Origin of the sequence: Microbacterium sp. AG790 (assembly GCF_003634765.1) — a bacterium.
Taxonomy (GTDB): domain Bacteria; phylum Actinomycetota; class Actinomycetes; order Actinomycetales; family Microbacteriaceae; genus Microbacterium.
This window is the reverse complement of the sequence record NZ_RBWZ01000011.1, coordinates 1-18,064: the sequence shown is the minus strand read 5'-3', so window position 1 is coordinate 18,064 and position 18,064 is coordinate 1. Positions and strand designations below refer to the sequence as shown.

At 68.8% G+C, this 18,064-nt stretch carries 18 protein-coding genes and 2 tRNA genes; 15 read left to right on the top strand and 5 right to left on the bottom strand.

The window, feature by feature from the left end:
* Positions 1-24: 24 nt before the first annotated feature.
* Together DEU37_RS12220 and DEU37_RS12215 are read right to left on the bottom strand one after the other, a co-directional pair.
* Complete coding sequence (locus DEU37_RS12220; RefSeq protein WP_121190936.1) at positions 25-1,671, bottom strand: SulP family inorganic anion transporter; 1,647 nt, start codon at positions 1,669-1,671, stop codon at positions 25-27.
* Complete coding sequence (locus DEU37_RS12215; RefSeq protein ID WP_016465102.1) at positions 1,668-2,036, bottom strand: helix-turn-helix transcriptional regulator; 369 nt, start codon at positions 2,034-2,036, stop codon at positions 1,668-1,670. Before DEU37_RS12215 ends, DEU37_RS12220 begins: the two co-directional genes overlap by 4 nt.
* Positions 2,037-2,104: 68 nt before the next feature.
* Here DEU37_RS12215 and DEU37_RS12210 point away from each other — a divergent pair, with 68 nt between their 5' ends.
* The 4 genes from DEU37_RS12210 to DEU37_RS12195 are packed head-to-tail and all read left to right on the top strand — an operon-like array spanning position 2,105 to position 5,865.
* Positions 2,105-2,647, top strand: a complete 543-nt coding sequence (locus DEU37_RS12210; protein WP_121190935.1) for a ribose-5-phosphate isomerase — start codon at positions 2,105-2,107, stop codon at positions 2,645-2,647.
* A complete protein-coding gene (locus DEU37_RS12205) occupies positions 2,647-3,645 on the top strand; it encodes an Fpg/Nei family DNA glycosylase (protein ID WP_121190934.1) in 999 nt (332 codons plus the stop codon). The genes DEU37_RS12210 and DEU37_RS12205 overlap by 1 nt, the downstream gene beginning before the upstream one ends.
* A 7-nt stretch (positions 3,646-3,652) precedes the next feature.
* On the top strand, positions 3,653-4,363 hold the full coding sequence (locus DEU37_RS12200) for an FMN-binding negative transcriptional regulator (RefSeq protein WP_121190933.1): 711 nt from the start codon (positions 3,653-3,655) through the stop codon (positions 4,361-4,363).
* Positions 4,364-4,368: 5 nt separating this feature from the next.
* A complete protein-coding gene (locus DEU37_RS12195) occupies positions 4,369-5,865 on the top strand; it encodes an amidohydrolase (protein ID WP_259457290.1) in 1,497 nt (498 codons plus the stop codon).
* A 60-nt stretch (positions 5,866-5,925) separates the two neighbouring features.
* On the opposite strand, the gene DEU37_RS12190 is transcribed toward DEU37_RS12195, so the two are convergent.
* Positions 5,926-6,411, bottom strand: coding sequence for a Dps family protein (locus DEU37_RS12190; protein WP_121190931.1), 486 nt, complete (start codon positions 6,409-6,411; stop codon positions 5,926-5,928).
* Positions 6,412-6,543: 132 nt separating this feature from the next.
* On the opposite strand from DEU37_RS12190, the gene DEU37_RS12185 reads away from it, so the two are divergent.
* Positions 6,544-7,083, top strand: coding sequence for a gamma carbonic anhydrase family protein (locus DEU37_RS12185; RefSeq protein ID WP_036283518.1), 540 nt, complete (start codon positions 6,544-6,546; stop codon positions 7,081-7,083).
* Positions 7,084-7,088: 5 nt separating this feature from the next.
* A complete protein-coding gene (locus tag DEU37_RS12180) occupies positions 7,089-7,814 on the top strand; it encodes a uridine kinase (RefSeq protein ID WP_183043684.1) in 726 nt (241 codons plus the stop codon).
* A 201-nt stretch (positions 7,815-8,015) separates the two neighbouring features.
* Here DEU37_RS12180 and DEU37_RS12170 read toward each other — a convergent pair.
* Positions 8,016-8,089 (bottom strand) — tRNA-Gly (locus DEU37_RS12170).
* Positions 8,090-8,195: 106 nt separating this feature from the next.
* Here DEU37_RS12170 and DEU37_RS12165 point away from each other — a divergent pair.
* The 6 genes from DEU37_RS12165 to DEU37_RS12140 all read left to right on the top strand — a co-directional run bounded on the left by DEU37_RS12165 (position 8,196) and on the right by DEU37_RS12140 (position 13,261).
* Positions 8,196-8,269 (top strand) — tRNA-Pro (locus DEU37_RS12165).
* 70 nt (positions 8,270-8,339) lie between these two features.
* The gene (tig, locus tag DEU37_RS12160) at positions 8,340-9,833 is read left to right on the top strand and encodes a trigger factor (RefSeq protein WP_121190930.1); all 1,494 of its coding nucleotides are present in this window, start codon (positions 8,340-8,342) and stop codon (positions 9,831-9,833) included.
* Positions 9,834-10,005: 172 nt separating this feature from the next.
* Positions 10,006-10,590: an ATP-dependent Clp protease proteolytic subunit gene (locus tag DEU37_RS12155; RefSeq protein ID WP_016465111.1), complete on the top strand. Its 585-nt coding sequence runs from the start codon at positions 10,006-10,008 to the stop codon at positions 10,588-10,590.
* 11 nt (positions 10,591-10,601) lie between these two features.
* Positions 10,602-11,267 carry an ATP-dependent Clp protease proteolytic subunit gene (locus DEU37_RS12150; protein ID WP_005050337.1) on the top strand — a complete coding sequence of 222 codons (666 nt, stop codon included), beginning with the start codon at positions 10,602-10,604 and terminating at the stop codon, positions 11,265-11,267.
* 157 nt (positions 11,268-11,424) lie between these two features.
* Positions 11,425-12,693, top strand: a complete 1,269-nt coding sequence (gene clpX, locus DEU37_RS12145) for an ATP-dependent Clp protease ATP-binding subunit ClpX (RefSeq protein ID WP_005050338.1) — start codon at positions 11,425-11,427, stop codon at positions 12,691-12,693.
* 52 nt (positions 12,694-12,745) lie between these two features.
* Complete coding sequence (locus DEU37_RS12140; RefSeq protein ID WP_121190929.1) at positions 12,746-13,261, top strand: hypothetical protein; 516 nt, start codon at positions 12,746-12,748, stop codon at positions 13,259-13,261.
* A 49-nt stretch (positions 13,262-13,310) separates the two neighbouring features.
* Here the strand turns inward: DEU37_RS12140 and DEU37_RS12135 are convergent, their stop codons facing one another.
* Complete coding sequence (locus tag DEU37_RS12135) at positions 13,311-15,368, bottom strand: M3 family metallopeptidase (protein ID WP_121190928.1); 2,058 nt, start codon at positions 15,366-15,368, stop codon at positions 13,311-13,313.
* A gap of 70 nt (positions 15,369-15,438) precedes the next feature.
* On the opposite strand from DEU37_RS12135, the gene DEU37_RS12130 reads away from it, so the two are divergent.
* Genes DEU37_RS12130 through DEU37_RS12120 form a run of 3 tightly spaced genes read left to right on the top strand, consistent with a single transcriptional unit; the run spans position 15,439 to position 17,974 of the window.
* Positions 15,439-16,059, top strand: a complete 621-nt coding sequence (locus DEU37_RS12130) for a helix-turn-helix domain-containing protein (RefSeq protein WP_121190927.1) — start codon at positions 15,439-15,441, stop codon at positions 16,057-16,059.
* Entirely contained in the window at positions 16,056-17,354 is a 1,299-nt protein-coding gene (locus DEU37_RS12125) for an MFS transporter (RefSeq protein ID WP_121190926.1), read from the top strand. The genes DEU37_RS12130 and DEU37_RS12125 overlap by 4 nt, the downstream gene beginning before the upstream one ends.
* 47 nt (positions 17,355-17,401) lie before the next feature.
* A complete protein-coding gene (locus DEU37_RS12120) occupies positions 17,402-17,974 on the top strand; it encodes a dihydrofolate reductase family protein (protein WP_183043683.1) in 573 nt (190 codons plus the stop codon).
* The last annotated feature ends 90 nt before the right edge of the window (positions 17,975-18,064 follow it).

Here is an 18,064-nt window from a genome sequence, read left to right as displayed (position 1 = left end):
GGCGCCGACGGCAACCCATCCAGCCTACGCGGTCGTCGTTTCACGCTGCACGTGGCTGCGGGCGTGTGCGATGGCGGAGGGGAGGTCGGTGAACAGGTGGTTGTGGTGGCGCAGGGCGGCCAGCACGCCCACCGTGCGGAACAGGTCCTCGTGTCGGGGCTGCACGCCCTTGATGAGCACGGTGATGCCGCGGCGCTCCAGCGTCTGGGTGATCTCGCCGAGCATGTGCGCCCCCGTCGCATCGACCAGTTCCAGCTGACTCATCCGCATGATGACGACCGACACGTCGCGAACCGCGTCGACTTCGGCCGACACCCGATCAGCGGAGGTGAACGACAGCGGCCCGTCGAAGCGCAGGATCGCGATCCGTTCGTCGCCCGGTTGCGTCTGTCCGCGCACGGCTTCGCGCCGCACCTGCGACGCCTGCGACATGCCGCGCAGCGCGAAGAAGCCCGCGAAGGCGACGCCGATCACGACCGCGACGATCAGATCGAACGAGACGGTGATGACCGCCGTGGCGACGAAGGCCACGGCATCCGCTCGCGTGGAGCGCAGGATGGCGCGGACGGTGTCGAGATGCACCATCCGGACGGCCGTGACCATGAGCACGCCCGCGAGGGCTGCCAGCGGGATCTGCCCGACGGGGCCGGCGGCCGCGAGCACGACCAGCAGCAGAACGACGGCATGCGTCACCGCGGCCAGGCGACTGCGCCCACCCGATCGCACGTTGACGGCGGTCCGTGCGATCGCGCCGGTCGCCGGCATCCCGCCGAACAGGGACGAACCGATCGATGCGAGCCCCTGCCCGATCAGCTCCCGATCCGGGTCGTAGGTCCCCGTGTCACCCAAGCTCGCGGCGACGCGCGCCGACAGGAGCGACTCGATGGCGGCCAGCGCCGCGACCGTCGCGGCCGGGGCCGTCAGGGCCGCGAGGCTGGAGAGGTCGATCGCCGGCAGCGCGGGAGCGGGCAGTGTGCCGGGGAGGGCACCGATCCGGGCCAACGGGGCGCCGACGACGAGGGCCGCGACGGCGACGACGACGATGCCGACCAGAGAGCCGGGCACACTGCGGTGCAGCCGGGGCGCACCCCACATGCATGCCGTGACGACGGCCACTGCTCCCAGCGCCCACGCGGCATACGCAGGGTCGAGAGTGGCGAAGGCCTGCACGGCCGCGACGATCGCGTTGGAGCTGTGCTCGCTCGCACCGGCGACGTGGGACGACACGAGCGCGGGGATCTGCTGGGCGAAGATGATCACCGCGATGCCGAGGGTGAATCCCTCGATGACGGGCCACGGGATGAAGGAGACGGCGCGCCCCAGCCGGAGCACGCCGGCAAGGACCACCAGGACGCCCGCCAGGAGCGTCACCACCACGACGGCGCCCGGACCGTGGCTGGCCACGATCGGAACCAGGACGACGACCATCGCCCCGGTGGGCCCGGACACCTGCACGTGCGAGCCGCCGAAGACCGCGGCGATCACGCCGGCCACGACGGCCGTCACCAGGCCCGCCTCCGCGCTGAGACCCGAGCTCACGCCGAAGCCCAGCGCCAGCGGGAGCGCGACGATGCCGACGGTCACGCCGGCGACGAGGTCACCGCGCCACGTGCGCCGCAGCCCCGCGTAGTCCCGACCCGAGGGCAGCAGGTTGCGGATCCGGACGTTCACGAGCGCGCCGCAGGCAGGGCGGGCAGGGACTGCGCATCGACGAGAAGCTCGCCATCCGCGCTCAGGATGCCGAGAAGCAGCTCACGAGCCGCGGTCAGCAGGTCCGCGACGCGGGGGTCGGCCAACCGGTAGTAGACGTGGCTGGCGCGACGCTCGGACTCGACGAGTCGGTGACGGCGCAGCACGGAGAGGTGCTGCGACAGATGCGAAGCCTCCAGGCCCGTTTCGGACTGGAGGTCCGCGACGCGGACCTCCTCAGCCCCTGCGAGCAGTTCGAGAAGACGGATGCGGAGGGGATGCGCCAGCCCCTTGAACAGGTTCGCCTTGACCTCGTAGAGGGGGCGCTGGCTCTGAGTGAATGGCATGATAAAGCCATCATATCGCCTCTTCACGCGCCGCCGCAGGCACCCCGGGGGCTCCCTAGGATGGGGGCATGCGCATCCACATCGCCACCGATCATGCGGGGCTCGAGTTCTCCACGCAGCTGCAGCACCACCTCGCGGGGCAGGGCCACGACGTCGTGGACCACGGGCCGATCGAGTACGACCCGCTCGACGACTATCCCGCGTTCTGCATCCGCGCCGCCCAGGCCGTCGTCCGCGATCAGGCCGCCGGGATCGAGACGCTGGGCGTCGTGTTCGGCGGGTCGGGAAACGGCGAGCAGATCGCCGCCAACAAGGTGCGCGGTGTCCGCGCCGCCCTCGTCTGGAGCATCGCGACCGCCGAGCTGGCGCGTGAGCACAACGACGCCAACGTGATCTCCATCGGAGCCCGTCAGCACACCGTCGACGAGGCCATCGCCTTCATCGACCGTTTCATCGCCACCCCGTTCTCGGGGGAGGAGCGCCACGCGCGCCGCATCGCCCAGCTGGCGGCGTTCGAGCACGACGGCAGTCTCCTTCCCGACCCGCGGGCAGCGGCGCCCGCGCCGGCGGGTGGCGAGTCCGTCGACGCGATGGATCCCGAAGCCGGCTGATGCCCGAGGGACACTCCGTACACCGCATCGCCCGCCAGTTCGATCGAAACATCGTCGGACGCGAGGTCGCGGCATCCAGTCCGCAGGGCCGCTTCGCCGAGGGCGCCGCGGTCATCGACGGCCGCGAAGCGATCGAGGTGCGCGCTGTCGGCAAGCAGATGTTCCTCGCCTTCGACGGAGACGTCTGGCTCCGGGTGCACCTCGGCATGTACGGCGCGTGGGACTTCGCGGGCGAAATCGAGATCGATCCCACGATCGCCTCGGCCAACGGGCGCATGGGACAGACCAATCAGCGCGGGACCGATCCGGACGCCGTCTACGACGCCGCGGGCGAGAACTCTCTGAGCTCGATCGGCGCGCCGCGCAAGACCCGCGTGCATGTGCGGATGAGTGAGCAGACGCGCGGCCTGGAAGGCGCCGACGACACCGAGTGGCCGCCACCGATCGTCGGCCAGGTCCGGCTGCGACTGCTCACCGCCCTCACCTCCGCGGATCTGCGCGGCCCCACCGCCTGCGAGCTGCAGACTCCGGACGACGTGCAGGCGACGATCGCGAAACTCGGACCCGACCCTCTGGTCGATGATCTCGCCGAGAGCGAGGAACGCTTCGTCGCGGCCGTCCGCCGCAAGCCCACGCCGATCGGTCTGCTGCTCATGGACCAATCCGTCGTCAGCGGCATCGGGAACGTCTATCGGGCGGAGTTGCTGTACCGCGCCCTGCTCGACCCGCACACGCCGGGAAAGCTGGTTCCCGAAGAGCTCGTGCGACAGCTCTGGCGCGATTGGTCGCGCCTGCTCGTGATCGGGGTCGAGACGGGCCAGATGATGACCATGGACGACCTCGACGCCGAGGCCTACCGGCGCGCCATGGCGAGCCGCGACGATCGACACTGGGTATACCACCGGGCAGGGCTGCCGTGTCGCATCTGCGGCACCGAGATCGTCCTCGAGGAGATGGCCGCCCGAAAGCTCTACTGGTGCCCGAACTGCCAGAAGTGAAACACCGATGAGACAGAACCCCAGCTTCACCATGACCGACGTCGCCGAGCTGCGGCGCATCCTCGACGAGAACCCCTGGATGACGCTCGTGAGCCAGGGACCCGACGGTCTGGTCGCCTCGCACTACGCCGTGCTGTTGGACGATGGCCGCGACGATCTCACGGTCGTCGGCCACGTCGGCAGGCCCGACGATGCGATCCACGGCCTCGGGCAGCACGAGCTGCTGGTCATCGCGCAAGGGCCCCACGGGTACATCTCTCCGCAGTGGTACCTCCCCGGACCCAACGTCCCGACCTGGAACTACGTCGCCGTGCACCTGTCCGGCATCCCCGAGATCCTCACGCCGGAAGAGAACCTCCGGGTGCTGGAGCGACTGGTGGCACGGTTCGAGAGCGCCCTGCCGCAGCCGCGGCTGATGTGGCAGCCGCCGAACGATGAGGAGTTCGTCCGGCGACTGGAGCGCGGCACCGTTGGCTTCCGGCTGACGCCCACAAAGGTGGCGGCCAAGCGCAAGCTCAGCCAGAACAAGCCCGACGCGACCGTCGACGAGGTCATCGTGCAGCTGGAGGCCGGCAGCCCCTACGCCGATCCACGGCTGGCGGGGGAGATGCGCCGCGCGCACGAGACTCTCCGGGCCGCGCGTGGTGCACAACTCCGCCTGAACGGGACGGAAGAGGCCTCACCTGCGCCGTCGACGCGTCCTGAGGAGGAGTTGTGAACGGGATGCCGCCGCGAGGCGCGACCGTCGACGTCATCGCCAACGCCCGCCTCACCGGTGCCGACCGGCTCGACCCGTTCGGTGACGACCCGGTCGACATCCACCTCGCCAAGGGGCGGATCGTCGACATCGCCCCGGTGCGTGCCCTTCCCCGACGCGGAGAGGTGCTCGACGCGGATGGCGGCTGGGTGATCCCGGGGCTCTGGGATCACCACGTGCACACCGTCCAGTGGGCACTCGTGGCGCAGCGCGTGGCGCTGGGCTCGATGGGCTCGGCCGCCGAGGCCGCCGCTCTGATGGCCGGTGCGGCGCCGCTCGGCGACGGTCGACGTATCGGCACCGGTTTTCGCGATGCGCTGTGGCCCGACGAGATGACCCTCGCGGCTCTCGACGCGGCGACCGGCGATGTGCCCACGTACCTGATCAACGCCGACGTGCACAGCGTGTGGCTCAACACCGCGGCATTGCGACGCGAGGGCTTCACGGCCGATGAGACCGGTGTGCTGCGGGAAGAACCCGCGTTCGAGATCTCCCGTCGACTGAACGCCGCCGATCCTCTCGTCGGCGACCGGCTGGTGACGGCGGCACTCGACGACGCCGCCGCGCGCGGGATCGTGGGCATCGTCGATCTCGACATGGCGTGGAACGCGAATGCGTGGCGCCGCCGGCTGGATGCCGGGTTCGACGCCGCCCGCGTCCGCTTCGGCATCTATCCGGCGCAGCTCGACCGCGCCCTGGCGGAGGGGCTGGCGTCGGGCGATGCGCTGGATCGGGCGGGGCTCGTCCGCGTCGGGCCGCTGAAGATCATCACCGACGGCTCGCTCGGCACCCGCACGGCAGCATGCTCGCACCCCTATCCCGGCGACCCCCACAACCACGGGCTGCTCACCGTGCCCCCGGAGACGCTCGCGGAGCTGATGACCCGCGCCACCGGGGGAGGGCTGGCGTGCGCCGTGCACGCCATCGGCGACGTCGCGAACTCGCACGCGCTCGACGCGTTCGCGACCACCGGTGCGACCGGCACCATCGAGCACGCACAGCTGGTCGCCCACGCCGACATCCCCCGCTTCGCGCGCCTCGGCGTCGGTGCCAGCGTGCAGCCGGAGCACGCGATCGATGACCGCGATATGACCGACACGATCTGGGCGACGCAGACCGGCATCCCGTACGCGCTGCGTTCGCTGGCGGCATCCGGCGCCAACCTCTTCTTCGGATCCGATGCGCCCGTCGCCCCGCTGGATCCGTGGGCAGCGATGGCCGCCGCCGTGTTCCGGACCCGCGACGGGCGCCCGGCCTGGCGCCCGGAAGAGGGCGTGGATGCCGCGACCGCCCTCGCCGCCTCCACCGACGGCGGATCGCACACCGGCTCGGCACTGTTCCCCGGCGACGTGGCCGATCTCGTCGTGGTCGACCGCGACCCGCTGAGCGCCGCCGAGGCGAGCCTGCGCGCGACAGTCGCCCAGGCGACGATGATCGAGGGACGTCTCACGCACGTGTCATGAGCCCCGACGAACAACGAACGCCCCGGGATCTCCTCCCGGGGCGTTCGTGTCGAGCTGTGATTACGCGGCGAGGTGGGCCGAGAGGAACCAGCGGTCCTTCTCGATGCCGGCCTTGATGGCGATCGCGACGTCCTGGCTGGTGAGGTCGGTCTCGTCGAGTCCGTCGATCGCGGCCTGCACGTCGGAGATGACGGCATCCATGTCCGAGACGATGGCGACGATCTCGTCCTGCCACTGCGCGAAGCCGGCCGGCACCGAGGTGGCGCCGGTCTTCTCGGCGACCGTGGACACGCGCGCGTCGACCGGCAGACCGAGGGCGACGATGCGCTCCGCTGCGAGGTCGGCGAAGCCCTGAGCGTTGCTGACGATCTGGTCGAGGAGCTCGTGGATCGCGATGAAGTTCGCGCCGCGCACGTTCCAGTGCGCCTGCTTGCCGTTGACAGCCAGGGCCTGCAGTCCGAGCACGACGGGCGTCAGGAACTGGGCGGTGCCGGCGGCCGCCTCGGGGCCGGCAGCGGTCATGGAAATGTTCTGCGTCTTGGTCATGATCTCGTCTCCGTTCGTCGGGGTTCTCCCACGTTGATGACAACGCTACCGAGCGCCCTGCATTCCGCAAGGTAGAGAAGGCTGGGCTTACGGATGGGCCGTGAATATGCCGCAGCGACTATCGTCGGCCACATGACGATCGCCGACGACGCCTCGATTCTGTCCATCCCGGCCGGTCGGCCGGTCGTACACGCGACCGCGTTCGTCGCCTCCGGCGCACGCCTGGTCGGCGACGTCACCCTCGAAGAGGGCGCAAGCGTCTGGTACAACGCCGTCGTCCGCGGCGACAGCGCTTCGATCACGCTGGGAGCCGGAAGCAACCTGCAGGACAACGTCTCGGTGCACGTGGATGCCGAGCACCCCGTGGTCATCGGGCGGGATGTGTCGGTGGGTCACAACGCCGTGGTGCACGGGTGCACGATCGGCGATGGCTCGCTGATCGGCATGGGCAGCGTGGTGCTGTCGGGTGCGGTCATCGGCTCGGGGTGCCTGATCGCCGGGGGAGCCGTCGTGCTCGAAGGGTCCGTCATCCCGGAGGGATCGCTGGTTGCCGGCGTGCCCGCCAAAGTCCGCCGCGAGCTCACCGACGAGGAGAAGGCGGGGATCCTCCGCAACGCCCAGATCTACCGCGCGCACTCGGCAGCCCACGCCACGGCATCCGACGCGCGGTGAGGTCGGTGTCGTCGGCACATCGCCACTTCGTCGAGGAACTGGCTCGACTGCTGCCCTGCCCCACGGGGCACTCCTGCGTCCTCGTGGGGATCGACGGCGTCGACGGTGCCGGAAAGACGACCCTCGCCGACGACCTCGCCGATGTCCTGCGGCCCATGGCCCCGGTCGTGCGGATCTCCATCGATGGATTCCATCGACCGCGCCGCGAACGCCACGCGCGGGGCCCCCGCTCGCCCGAGGGATTCTGGCTCGACTCCTACGATTACGAGGCCTTCCACCGTGAGGTCGTCGCCCCCTTCCGGTCAGGGACAGGCACCTACCTTGCCGCGATCCACGATGTCGACAGTGACGCCGACCTCTCCGCTCCTCGGCATCCCGTCCTCGCCGGGGCGACGGTGATCGTCGACGGCATCTTCCTGCACCGCGCGGAGCTCCGCGATATCTGGGACTGCAGCGTCTTCTTGGACGTGCCCTTCGCGGAATCGGTACGGCGCCTGTCTCACCGCGACGGCTCGACGCCGGATGCCGCCGACAGCAGTCAGCGCCGCTATGTCGACGGTCAACGCCTCTACTTCGAGTCCTGCGCGCCCCGCGACCGGGCGTCCATTCTCGTCGACTACTCCGACATCCACGCGCCGGAGATCGTCCGCGCGTCCCGCGGCGACCGCGTGAGGACGGTCGCGGAGGCGCGAAACCACGAACGCGCACCAGGGTTGACGACGGGGTCGTAGCAGTTCGCAACGATCGATGTCGGATCGGCGTAGAGCGCATCGGCGCGACGATGGGACGCGCCCACCCATGCGGCATCGCGAGGGGACAACCGGCCCTCGTCCCGAAGACCGTTCACGAGGGCGAACACGCCGGGGAATCTGCCGTGACGGTTGGGGACGGCGCTCTGGAAGCGCTGGAAGACCGGCGTCGCAGGGATCATGTGGAGGGGATGACGGGAATCGAACCCGCACCATCAGTTTGGAAGACTGAGGCTCTACCATTGAGCTACATCCCCGAGGCCGCCCGCGAGCGGCATCCCGAAGAGTCTACAAGGTCTTGTCGGCTAGACTGACCAACGGCCGTTAATCGGCGCATGCGACCTGAAAAAGTGAGTGCGCGCCCGGGGCGTAGCTCAGCTTGGTAGAGCGCCCGCTTTGGGAGCGGGAGGCCGCAGGTTCAAATCCTGTCGCCCCGACAGAACGACCGCCAGACCTAAGAAACCACGGACGCACACGTGTGCGTCCGGACACGAGGAGAACACAGGCATGGTCACCAGCACCGTCGAGAAGCTCAGCCCCACCCGGGTCAAGCTCCACATCACGGTCACCCCGGACGAGCTCAAGCCGAGCATCTCGCACGCGTACGAGCACATCGCCCAGGACATCCAGATCCCCGGGTTCCGCAAGGGCAAGGTGCCCGCGCCCATCATCGACCAGCGCGTCGGCCGCGGCGCCGTCATCGAGCACGCGGTCAGCGAGGGCCTCGACACGTTCTACCGCGAAGCCGTCACCGCCAACGAGGTCCGCATCGTCGGTCGCCCGTCGGCGGAGGTCATCGAGTGGCCGAGCGACAAGGACTTCTCCGGTGACCTCAAGGTCGAGGTCGAGGTGGACGTGCGTCCCGAGTTCGATCTGCCGGCCCTGGACGGCGTGACCGTCGAGATCGACGCCGTCGACACCGACGACGCCGCGATCGACGCCGAGCTGGACCGCCTGCGTGGTCGATTCGGCACGCTCGTGACCGTCGACCGTCCCGCGGCCAAGGGCGACTTCGTCGAGCTGAACCTCGTCGCCACCATCGACGGCGCCGAGATCGACCGCGCCGAGGGCGTGTCGTACGAGGTGGGCTCCGGCGAGCTGCTCGAGGGCATCGATGAGGCCGTCGAGTCGCTGACCGCGGGCGAGGACACGACGTTCCGCAGCTCGCTCGTCGGCGGCGACCACGCCGGCCAGGAGGCGGAGGTCTCCGTGACCGTCACCGCCGTCAAGGAGCGCGAGCTTCCCGAGGCCGACGACGACTTCGCGCAGATGGCGAGCGAGTTCGACACGATCGCGGAGCTGCGCGCGAGCCTCGCCGAGCGCGTCTCCGAGCAGTCGGTCTACGTGCAGGGTGCCGCCGCGCGCGACAAGCTCATCGAGGCGCTGCTCGCCAAGGTGGAGATCCCCGTCCCGGCGCAGCTCGTCGAAGACGAGGTGCACACCCACCTCGAGGGCGAGGGGCGCCTGGAGGACGACGAGCACCGCGCCGAGGTCACCGAGGCGAGCGAGAAGCAGTTCCGCACCCAGATGATCCTCGACAAGCTCGCCGAGGCGCACGACGTGCAGGTCTCGCAGGAGGAGCTGACCCAGTACCTGATCCAGTCCGCCGCGCAGTACGGCATGGCACCCCAGGAGTTCGTCGACGCGCTCCAGCAGGGCAACCAGCTCCCGGCGATGGTCGGTGAGGTCGCCCGCAACAAGGCGCTCGCCATCGCCCTCGGCAAGGTGTCGGTCGTCGACACCAACGGCAAGGCGGTCGACCTGACCGGCTTCGTCGTGGAGGACGAGGCCGAAGCCGAGGCCGAGGTTGTCGCCGAGGCGGATGAGATCGCCGACGAGGCAGCCGATGCCGAGGCGAAGCCGGCCAAGAAGGCACCGGCGCGCAAGCCCGCCGCCAAGAAGGCCGACACGGATGCCGCCGAGGAGCCGGCCGCCACGAAGCCCGCAGCCAAGAAGCCCGCTGCCAAGAAGGCGCCGGCGAAGAAGGCCGACGCGGAGTAAGTCCACGGGGACGCGTTCCCACGAAGGGTCGGATGCTGCGGCATCCGGCCCTTCGTCGTTGCCCGGGCCGATACGCGCGACACGAGGCTCCGCCGACGGCGAACACGGGCGAGGCGGCGTGCCCGCGCAGATAGATTCAATGGCGTACGGAAACCCGGAATCAGGAGTATCCATGGCTGAACCACTTGTCGCTACGAGCGTCTTCGACAGGCTGCTGAGAGACCGCATCATCTGGCTGGGGTCGGAGGTGCGCGACGAGAACGCGAACGAGATCTGCGCCAAGATCCTGCTTCTCGCGGCCGAAGACAGCGAGAAGGACATCTACCTCTACATCAACTCGCCCGGCGGCTCCATCACCGCAGGCATGGCGATCTACGACACGATGCAGTTCGTTCCGAACGACATCGTCACCGTCGGCATCGGCATGGCCGCCTCGATGGGACAGCTCCTGCTGACGGCGGGAACCAAGGGTAAGCGCTACATCACGCCCAACGCGCGCGTGCTGCTGCACCAGCCGCACGGCGGTTTCGGCGGCACGGCGAGCGACATCCAGACGCAGGCGCAGCTCATCCTCGACATGAAGAAGCGCCTGGCGGAGATCACCGCCGCCCAAACCGGCAAGTCCGTGGAGCAGATCAACGCCGACGGCGACCGGGATCGCTGGTTCTCCGCCGAGGAGGCCCTGGCGTACGGCTTCGTCGACCACATCCGCGAGTCGGCCACCGATGTCATCGGCGGCGGCGGCACCAAGAACTGAAGGAACCGAGAATGAACATGCCCACCGCCGGCATCCCGCAGGGCTTTCAGATGCCCTCCAGCCGCTACATCCTGCCGCAGTTCGAGGAGCGCACCGCCTACGGCTACAAGCGTCAGGACCCGTACAACAAGCTGTTCGAGGATCGGATCATCTTCCTCGGCGTCCAGGTCGACGACGCGTCCGCCGACGACGTCATGGCGCAGCTGCTCGTGCTCGAGTCGCAGGATCCCGACCGCGACATCATCATGTACATCAACTCGCCGGGCGGCTCCTTCACCGCGATGACGGCCATCTACGACACGATGCAGTTCGTCTCGCCCGAGATACAGACCGTCGTGCTCGGCCAGGCGGCTTCCGCCGCATCGGTGCTGCTGGCGGCCGGAGCCCCGGGTAAGCGTCTGGCGTTGCCGAACGCCCGCATCCTGATGCACCAGCCCGCCGTCGGCGAGTCCGGCCACGGTCAGGCGTCGGACATCGAGATCCAGGCCGCCGAGATCATGCGCATGCGCACGTGGCTGGAAGAGACGATGGCGCACCACACCAACCGCACGCAGGAGCAGGTGCACAAGGACATCGACCGTGACAAGATCCTGTCGGCATCCGAGGCCCTGGAGTACGGCGTCGTCGACCAGGTGCTGACCTCGCGCAAGCGCGTTCCGGCGGCACTGACGTCCTGACCCGACGACACCGCGACCGAGGCCCCGCCGTCACCCCCGACTGCGGGGCCTCGTCAGGTGTCGAGAGTTTCACAACCGTGTCGCAATCCGACGAGATGTCGGTCGCAGCGGTTAGGCTCGAATCGCATCCCTGAGAGGTTTCTGGAGGAGGAGCATCATGGCTCGCATCGGTGAGAGCGCCGACCTGTTCAAATGCTCCTTCTGTGGCAAGAGCCAGAAGCAGGTGCAGCAGCTGATCGCCGGTCCCGGCGTCTACATCTGCGACGAATGCGTCGAGCTCTGCAACGAGATCATCGAAGAGCGCATGGCCGAGTCGTCGGACGGCGTCGTCAGCGACTTCGATCTGCCCAAGCCGCGCGAGATCTTCTCGTTCCTCGAGGAGTACGTCGTCGGTCAGGAGCCGGCCAAGCGGGCTCTCGCCGTCGCCGTGTACAACCACTACAAGCGCGTGCGCGCCCACGGCACCCTGCAGTCGGCCGAGCAGCGCGCCGATGAGGTGGAGATCGCGAAGAGCAACATCCTCCTGCTCGGCCCCACGGGGTGCGGAAAGACCTACCTCGCCCAAACGCTCGCGAAGCGCCTCAACGTTCCCTTCGCCGTTGCGGATGCCACCGCACTCACCGAGGCCGGCTACGTCGGCGAAGACGTCGAGAACATCCTGTTGAAGCTCCTGCAGGCGGCCGACTTCGATGTGAAGCGCGCCGAGACCGGCATCATCTACATCGACGAGGTCGACAAGATCGCCCGCAAGGCCGAGAACCCGTCGATCACGCGCGACGTGTCCGGCGAAGGCGTCCAGCAGGCACTGCTGAAGATCCTGGAGGGGACGGTCGCCTCCGTGCCCCCGCAGGGGGGCCGCAAGCACCCGCACCAGGAGTTCATCCAGATCGACACCACCAACGTGCTCTTCATCGTCGCGGGCGCCTTCGCGGGCCTCGAGGACATCATCTCCGCGCGCGTCGGCAAGCACGGCATCGGTTTCGGTGCACCGCTGCATCGCAAGTCCGAGGACCTCAACCTCTTCGGCGAGGTCCAGCCCGAAGACCTCCACAAGTTCGGCCTGATCCCCGAGTTCATCGGCCGCCTGCCCGTCGTGACGTCCGTCGCGCCGCTCGACCAGGCGGCACTCATCGAGATCCTCACCGGACCGAAGAATGCGTTCGTGAAGCAGTATCAGCGCATGTTCGAACTCGACGGCGCAGAGCTGGAGTTCGAGGACGACGCTCTCCGCGCGATCGCAGACCTCGCCGTCGCCCGCAAGACCGGCGCCCGCGGCCTGCGCGCGATCCTCGAGGATGTGCTCGGTCCCATCATGTTCGAGATCCCCTCCACGGATGACGTTGCCAAGGTCATCGTGACCCGCGCAGCCGTCACCGAGGGAGCTCCACCGACCCTCGTGCTGGAGCACAAGCGCAAGAGCGCCTGAAACGGTGTCCGCACCACACACATACCGGGACCAGCCACGCAAAGGCGTTCGCGTGCTCCGCATCGCCGTCGCCATCGTGATGGCTACCCTCATCCTCGCCGGAGTCGGTGCCGTCACCTTCATGCACGCCTTCGGCCCACGCGATGGCGAATCGATCGCGCACGCCCGTGTCGACATGGCAGCGCGCGAACTGGAGCGCAGGGTCAACCAGCCCGGACCGGGCGTGGATGCACAGACGCTTGCCGCCACCCAGTTCACCGGCGCTGTCGCGGGTGCCGACGTGCAGGCATATGCGTGGCGCGGATCGACATCGGATGCTGACGGCGCACGCGTGGACGTTCGCCTTCGCGCGAGTGTCCAGCCGCAGGCGTCACGCGAACTGTTCCAGCCGGGGGTCGCCGCAGGAAGCGCCGCGGAGTGCTTCCGCTTCCACGTCCGGCAGGGTCGCGCGTCCTACCGCCCGATCGAGTGCCCCGCGTCGATGCCGTCCGCGACACCGACGCCGCAGCCTCCCGCGACGGCTTCGCCGTCGCCGACAACCCTTCCGACCCCGTCCGCGGCGCCCTGAACGGCGAAGCGGGAGACCGGGCGTTCGCCCACCGTCTCCCGCCCGCTCGTCAGCCTCCGAGCCCCCGCCGTACCAGGAGGGGGGCGATGTCCGCGTCCCGCCCGCGGAAATCGCGGTAGGCCTCCAGGGGATCCTTCGATCCGCCCACTCCGAGCACCCGCTCGCGGAAGCGATCGCCCCCGGCACGCGTCAAGCCGCCGTTCTCCGCGAACCACTCCACGGTGTCGGCATCGAGCACCTCGCTCCAGATGTACGAGTAGTAGCCCGCGCTGTACCCACCCGAGAACACATGGGCGAAGTATGTCGAGGAGTACCGCGTCGGAACGACGGGGTTGTCCAACCCGATGTCGGCGAGGGCCGCGGCTTCGAACGCGGCGACGTCCGCCACAGCATCCACTGTGTCGATGTCCAGTCCGTGCCAGGCCTGATCGAGCCACGCCGCCGCCAGATACTCGCTCGTCGCGAACCCCTGGTTGAAGGCTTCGGAGGCGTGAAGCCTGTCGACCACATCGGCGGGCAGCGGTTCACCGGTGTCGATGTGCCGCGCGTACGACGAGAGCACCTCCGGCCAGAGGATCCACATCTCGTTCACCTGGCTCGGAAACTCCACGAAGTCGCGGAAGACGGCAGTCCCCGCGAAGTGGGGGAAGGTCACCGTCGCGAACAGGCCGTGCAGCGCGTGCCCGAACTCGTGGAACATCGTCGTGACCTCGTCGAGCGTCAACAGCGTCGGCTGCCCGGCGGCCGGCTTGGGCACATTGAGGTTGTTCACCACGATCGAGCGCGTACCGCGCAGGTGCGACTGGGTCACGATCGAGTTCATCCACGCCCCGCCACGCTTGGTGTCACGCGTATACAGGTCGAAGAGGAACAGACCCAGCTCGGAGCCGTCTGCGTTACGGACCTCGAAGACGCGAACGTCGGGGTGGTACGCGGGCAGATCGGGGCGCTCGGTGAACGTGACGCCGTACAGCGCGGTCGCCGCATGGAACACGCCGTCCACGAGCACCCGCTCAGCCTCGAACCAGGGCCGCAGCGCCGTGCGATCCACGGCATACTCGGCGGCGCGGACGCGCTCCGTATAGAACGCCCAGTCGTGTGCCTCGAGCGGGAACGGCTCGGACCCGGCATCCACCATCGCCTGCAGGGCCGCCTGCTCCGCCCGCGCGTTGGCCGCCGCCGGTGCGGCGAGCTGCCGCAGCAGCGCGTGCACGGCCTCGGGAGAGCCGGCCGTCTCGTCGCTGGTCACGTACGCGGCGTGACTGTCGCAGCCGAGCAGGCTCGCGCGCTGCGCACGCAGACTCACGATCTGACGCAGCACGTCGCGATTGTCGTTCGCGTTTCCTCGAGAGCCCCGGGATCGCGAGGCCTCGAGCAGACGCCGGCGGCTCTCGCGGCGCGTGAGACTGGACAGATACGGGTGTCCGGTGAAGAGCGTGAGCGTCACCACGTACCGGTCCGACAGTCCGCGGTCGACGGCGTTCTGCGCAGCGGCAGAAAGTTCGCCCTCCGTCAGCCCGTCGAGCTCGTCGGCGGAGTCGAAGACGACGGCGAGCTCATTCGTGTCGGCCAGCAGGTTCTTCTCGAACGTCGTCGTGAGCACCGACAATCGTTGGTTGAGGGCCGTGAGCTGCTGCTTCTCGGCATCGTCGAGTCCCGCGCCGGCGTGCGTCATCTCGCGGAAGCGACGTTCGACGAGGTAGTACTCCTCTGCGGTCAGTCCGAGCGCGTCGCGGCTCTCATAGACGGCCTGCACCCGCGCGTACAGGGCTCCGTCGAGCTGCACGGCGTCGTGGTGCGCGGCCATCAGCGGCGCAAGCGTCTCTTCGATCTCCTGGATCTCGGGCGTCGCGTCGGCTGAGGAGACCGTGTAGAAGGTGCGCGCGACCTGGCCCAACAGCTCTCCGGCGCGCTCCAGCGCGACGATCGTGTTCTCGAACGTGGGGGAGGAGTCGTCCGCGACGATGGCGTCGATCTCCTCGCGGTGACGCGCGAATCCCACGGTGAAGGCGGGCAGGTAATGCGCCGGCGAGATCGACGGGTAGTCGGGCAGGCCATAGGGCAAGGAGGAAGGAACCAGCAGAGGATTGGCGTCGACATCGGTCATCACTCCAGCGTAGGACGGAAAGTACAAGCCTCTGCTTGCAAAGCATTCTTTGCAACGCTATCTTTGCACCATGACAACAGACGATGCCGCTCCCGGAGCCCCGCGCGAGCGGGCGGAAGAGCACCCCCTCGATCCCGGAGCTCTGCGCGCGCTCGCGCACCCGCTGCGGATCGAGATCTACGACATCCTCAATCAGTACGGGCCGCAGACAGCCAGCTCGCTCGCGGCGATGACGGGGGAGTCCTCCGGGGCGACCAGCTATCACCTGCGCGCGCTGGCGAAGCACGACCTCATCCGAGAGGTCAGCGGTCGTGGCACCGGTCGCGAGCGGTGGTGGGAGCGGCCCAGGGGCGGCATCTCGTTCACCAACCCCGAGGCGTTGAAGACACCCGCCGGCAAAGCCGCGACGCAGCTCGTGATGAGCGAGTTTCTCACCCGGCGTCACCAGCAGTTGATGCGGTACGTCAACGAGACCTTGACCTCTCCCGAAGGCCTCGACGAGGCCACCGCGATGGTCGCCACATCGACCCTGCGACTCACGCCGGCACAGACGGAGGCGCTCATCACAGAGATGCACGAGCTCGTGCTCCGCTACGGCGATCTCTACCGCGACCAGACCGGCGCGGACCTCCATCCGATCAGCATCCGCACCGATGTGTTCCCCCTCCCCGAAGAAGGACTCAGCTCGTGACCGCTCCCACCGCCCACCAGGATGCCGAGACACCGGCATCCTCCCCGCGCCCGCGTGTGCACCGTTCCCCCCTCGGGCGCGGCTTTCGCACCCTGTGGTCGGCAGCGGTCTTCAGCAATCTCGCCGACGGGATCGGACGCACCGCGGTTCCACTCATCGCCATCACCTTGAGCTCCGACCCTCTCGTGATCTCCGCGTTGACGGCCCTCGCGTTCCTTCCGTGGCTGGTCTTCGGGTTGCCTGCGGGAATGATCGTGGACCGCATGGACCGTCGCCATGTCATGGCGCTGGCCAACGTGATCCGCGGCACCGTCGCACTGTGGCTCGCGATCCTCGGGGCATCGGGAAGCCTCAGCCTCTGGGCGCTGTTCGTCGCGACGCTGGTGTTCGGGTTGGGCGAGACCCTGTTCGACAACGCCACGAATGCGGTCATCCCCGGGGTGGTCGAGCGGGATCAGCTCGACCGGGCGAACGGCTGGATCCAAGCCGCCCAGGTCACCGTCGACAGTTTCATCGCCACACCGATCTCCGGCGTCCTGTTCGCCGTCTCGCTCGCGTTGCCGCTCTGGATCGGCTCAGCGGGCTACCTCGTCCCCGTCGTTCTCGCTCTGTTCCTGCCCCTCTCGGCGGCACGCTCCCTTCGCACCGTCCCTGATCCGGCCGGCTCAACAGAGCCCGCCACGCCGCGTGCGGGCACACGCGAAGCGCTCGCCTACCTGTGGCACCACCGGTATCTGCGCACGATGGTGGTCTTCACCGCCTTCACCGGATGCGCACTCGCCTTCGCGCAAGCCGTGATCATCCTCTTCTTCGTCGATGCGATGGCAGTCCCGGCGGCCGCGATCGGGTTCGTCACCGCCGGCCTCGGCGTGGGGGCCCTCTGCGGATCGCTCCTCGCGCCCCGCCTCGTCGCCCGATGGGGCCGGGGGCCGGTGATGTTCTGGGCCATCTTCAGCGGGGGCGTCGCAATGCTGCTCACCGGCATCGCACCGTCGGTCTGGACGGCCATCATCGCCTTCGCCCTCGCCGCGTGCGCGGTGTCGATCTGGAATGTGCCGTGGGGCAGCCTTCGTCAGCAGATCATCCCGCCCGAAATCTTCGGCCGGGTGCTGGGGGTCACGCGCGCCCTCACCTGGGGGCTGTTCCCGATCGCGACGATCCTCGGCGGCCTCGTTGCGCGTATCGATCTGCGTCTGCCCTTCCTCATCGGTGGAGCGGCGACGGCGATCGTCGCTCTCTTCGGCGTGCGACTGCTGATCGTCGGAACACGGCAGGCGGGCGCGGAGATCGCCTGAGCGCGCTCGAGACGGCGGTGTCGGAGGGGGTCCCTACGGTCGACGACATGGGACGAATCGTCTTCGACACCGCCGTCTCGCTCGACGGGTTCATCGCCGATGCGGAGGGCTCCCTCGCCTGGCTGTTCGCTGCGGCGGGTGGGGCCGACCCCGATCCGGATCTGCTTCCCTCGAACGCCGGCGTGCTCGTGGAGGGAGCGACGACGTACGACTGGGTGCTCGCCGCGGAGGACGTGCTGGCGCACCCCGAGCGCTGGCGGCAGCTCTACGCAGACACACCCACGTTCGTCTTCACCACGCGCACACTCCCGACTCCTGCCGGCGCCGATGTCACCTTCGTCTCCGGAGCGGTCGCCGAAGCCCTGCCCCGCATCCGCGCCGCAGCCGGCGATCGTGACATCTGGGTCGTCGGCGGCGGCGACCTGGCGGGTCAGTTCTTCGATGCCGGCGCCCTCGACGAGATCGCCGTGTCGATCGCCCCCGTCACGCTCGGCTCGGGGGCGCCTCTCCTGCCTCGGCGCATCGAGTCCGAGCATCTCTCACTGCGATCGGCGGATGTGGCCGGGCCGTTCGCTCGGCTCGTCTACGACGTCGTCACACCGACGCGGGCCGACGGCTAGCTGTGCTGCCCAGGGACGTTGGTCAATCTGCTGATGGGTGGGTGGCCGCCGATCGCGGTGTGGGGCCTGTGGTGATTGTAGGAGTGCAGC

Excerpts from the sequence above, each read along its gene's own strand:
- DEU37_RS12195 (WP_259457290.1), top strand. The coding sequence starts at position 4,369 with ATGCCGCCGCGAGGCGCGACCGTCGACGTCATCGCCAACGCCCGCCTC.
- DEU37_RS12205 (WP_121190934.1), top strand. The coding sequence starts at position 2,647 with ATGCCCGAGGGACACTCCGTACACCGCATCGCCCGCCAGTTCGATCGA.
- DEU37_RS12135 (WP_121190928.1), bottom strand. The coding sequence starts at position 15,368 with ATGACCGATGTCGACGCCAATCCTCTGCTGGTTCCTTCCTCCTTGCCC.
- clpX (WP_005050338.1), top strand. The coding sequence starts at position 11,425 with ATGGCTCGCATCGGTGAGAGCGCCGACCTGTTCAAATGCTCCTTCTGT.
- DEU37_RS12150 (WP_005050337.1), top strand. The coding sequence starts at position 10,602 with ATGAACATGCCCACCGCCGGCATCCCGCAGGGCTTTCAGATGCCCTCC.
- DEU37_RS12190 (WP_121190931.1), bottom strand. The coding sequence starts at position 6,411 with ATGACCAAGACGCAGAACATTTCCATGACCGCTGCCGGCCCCGAGGCG.
- DEU37_RS12155 (WP_016465111.1), top strand. The coding sequence starts at position 10,006 with ATGGCTGAACCACTTGTCGCTACGAGCGTCTTCGACAGGCTGCTGAGA.
- DEU37_RS12210 (WP_121190935.1), top strand. The coding sequence starts at position 2,105 with ATGCGCATCCACATCGCCACCGATCATGCGGGGCTCGAGTTCTCCACG.
- DEU37_RS12185 (WP_036283518.1), top strand. The coding sequence starts at position 6,544 with ATGACGATCGCCGACGACGCCTCGATTCTGTCCATCCCGGCCGGTCGG.
- DEU37_RS12130 (WP_121190927.1), top strand. The coding sequence starts at position 15,439 with ATGACAACAGACGATGCCGCTCCCGGAGCCCCGCGCGAGCGGGCGGAA.
- tig (WP_121190930.1), top strand. The coding sequence starts at position 8,340 with ATGGTCACCAGCACCGTCGAGAAGCTCAGCCCCACCCGGGTCAAGCTC.
- DEU37_RS12215 (WP_016465102.1), bottom strand. The coding sequence starts at position 2,036 with ATGCCATTCACTCAGAGCCAGCGCCCCCTCTACGAGGTCAAGGCGAAC.
- DEU37_RS12200 (WP_121190933.1), top strand. The coding sequence starts at position 3,653 with ATGAGACAGAACCCCAGCTTCACCATGACCGACGTCGCCGAGCTGCGG.
- DEU37_RS12120 (WP_183043683.1), top strand. The coding sequence starts at position 17,402 with ATGGGACGAATCGTCTTCGACACCGCCGTCTCGCTCGACGGGTTCATC.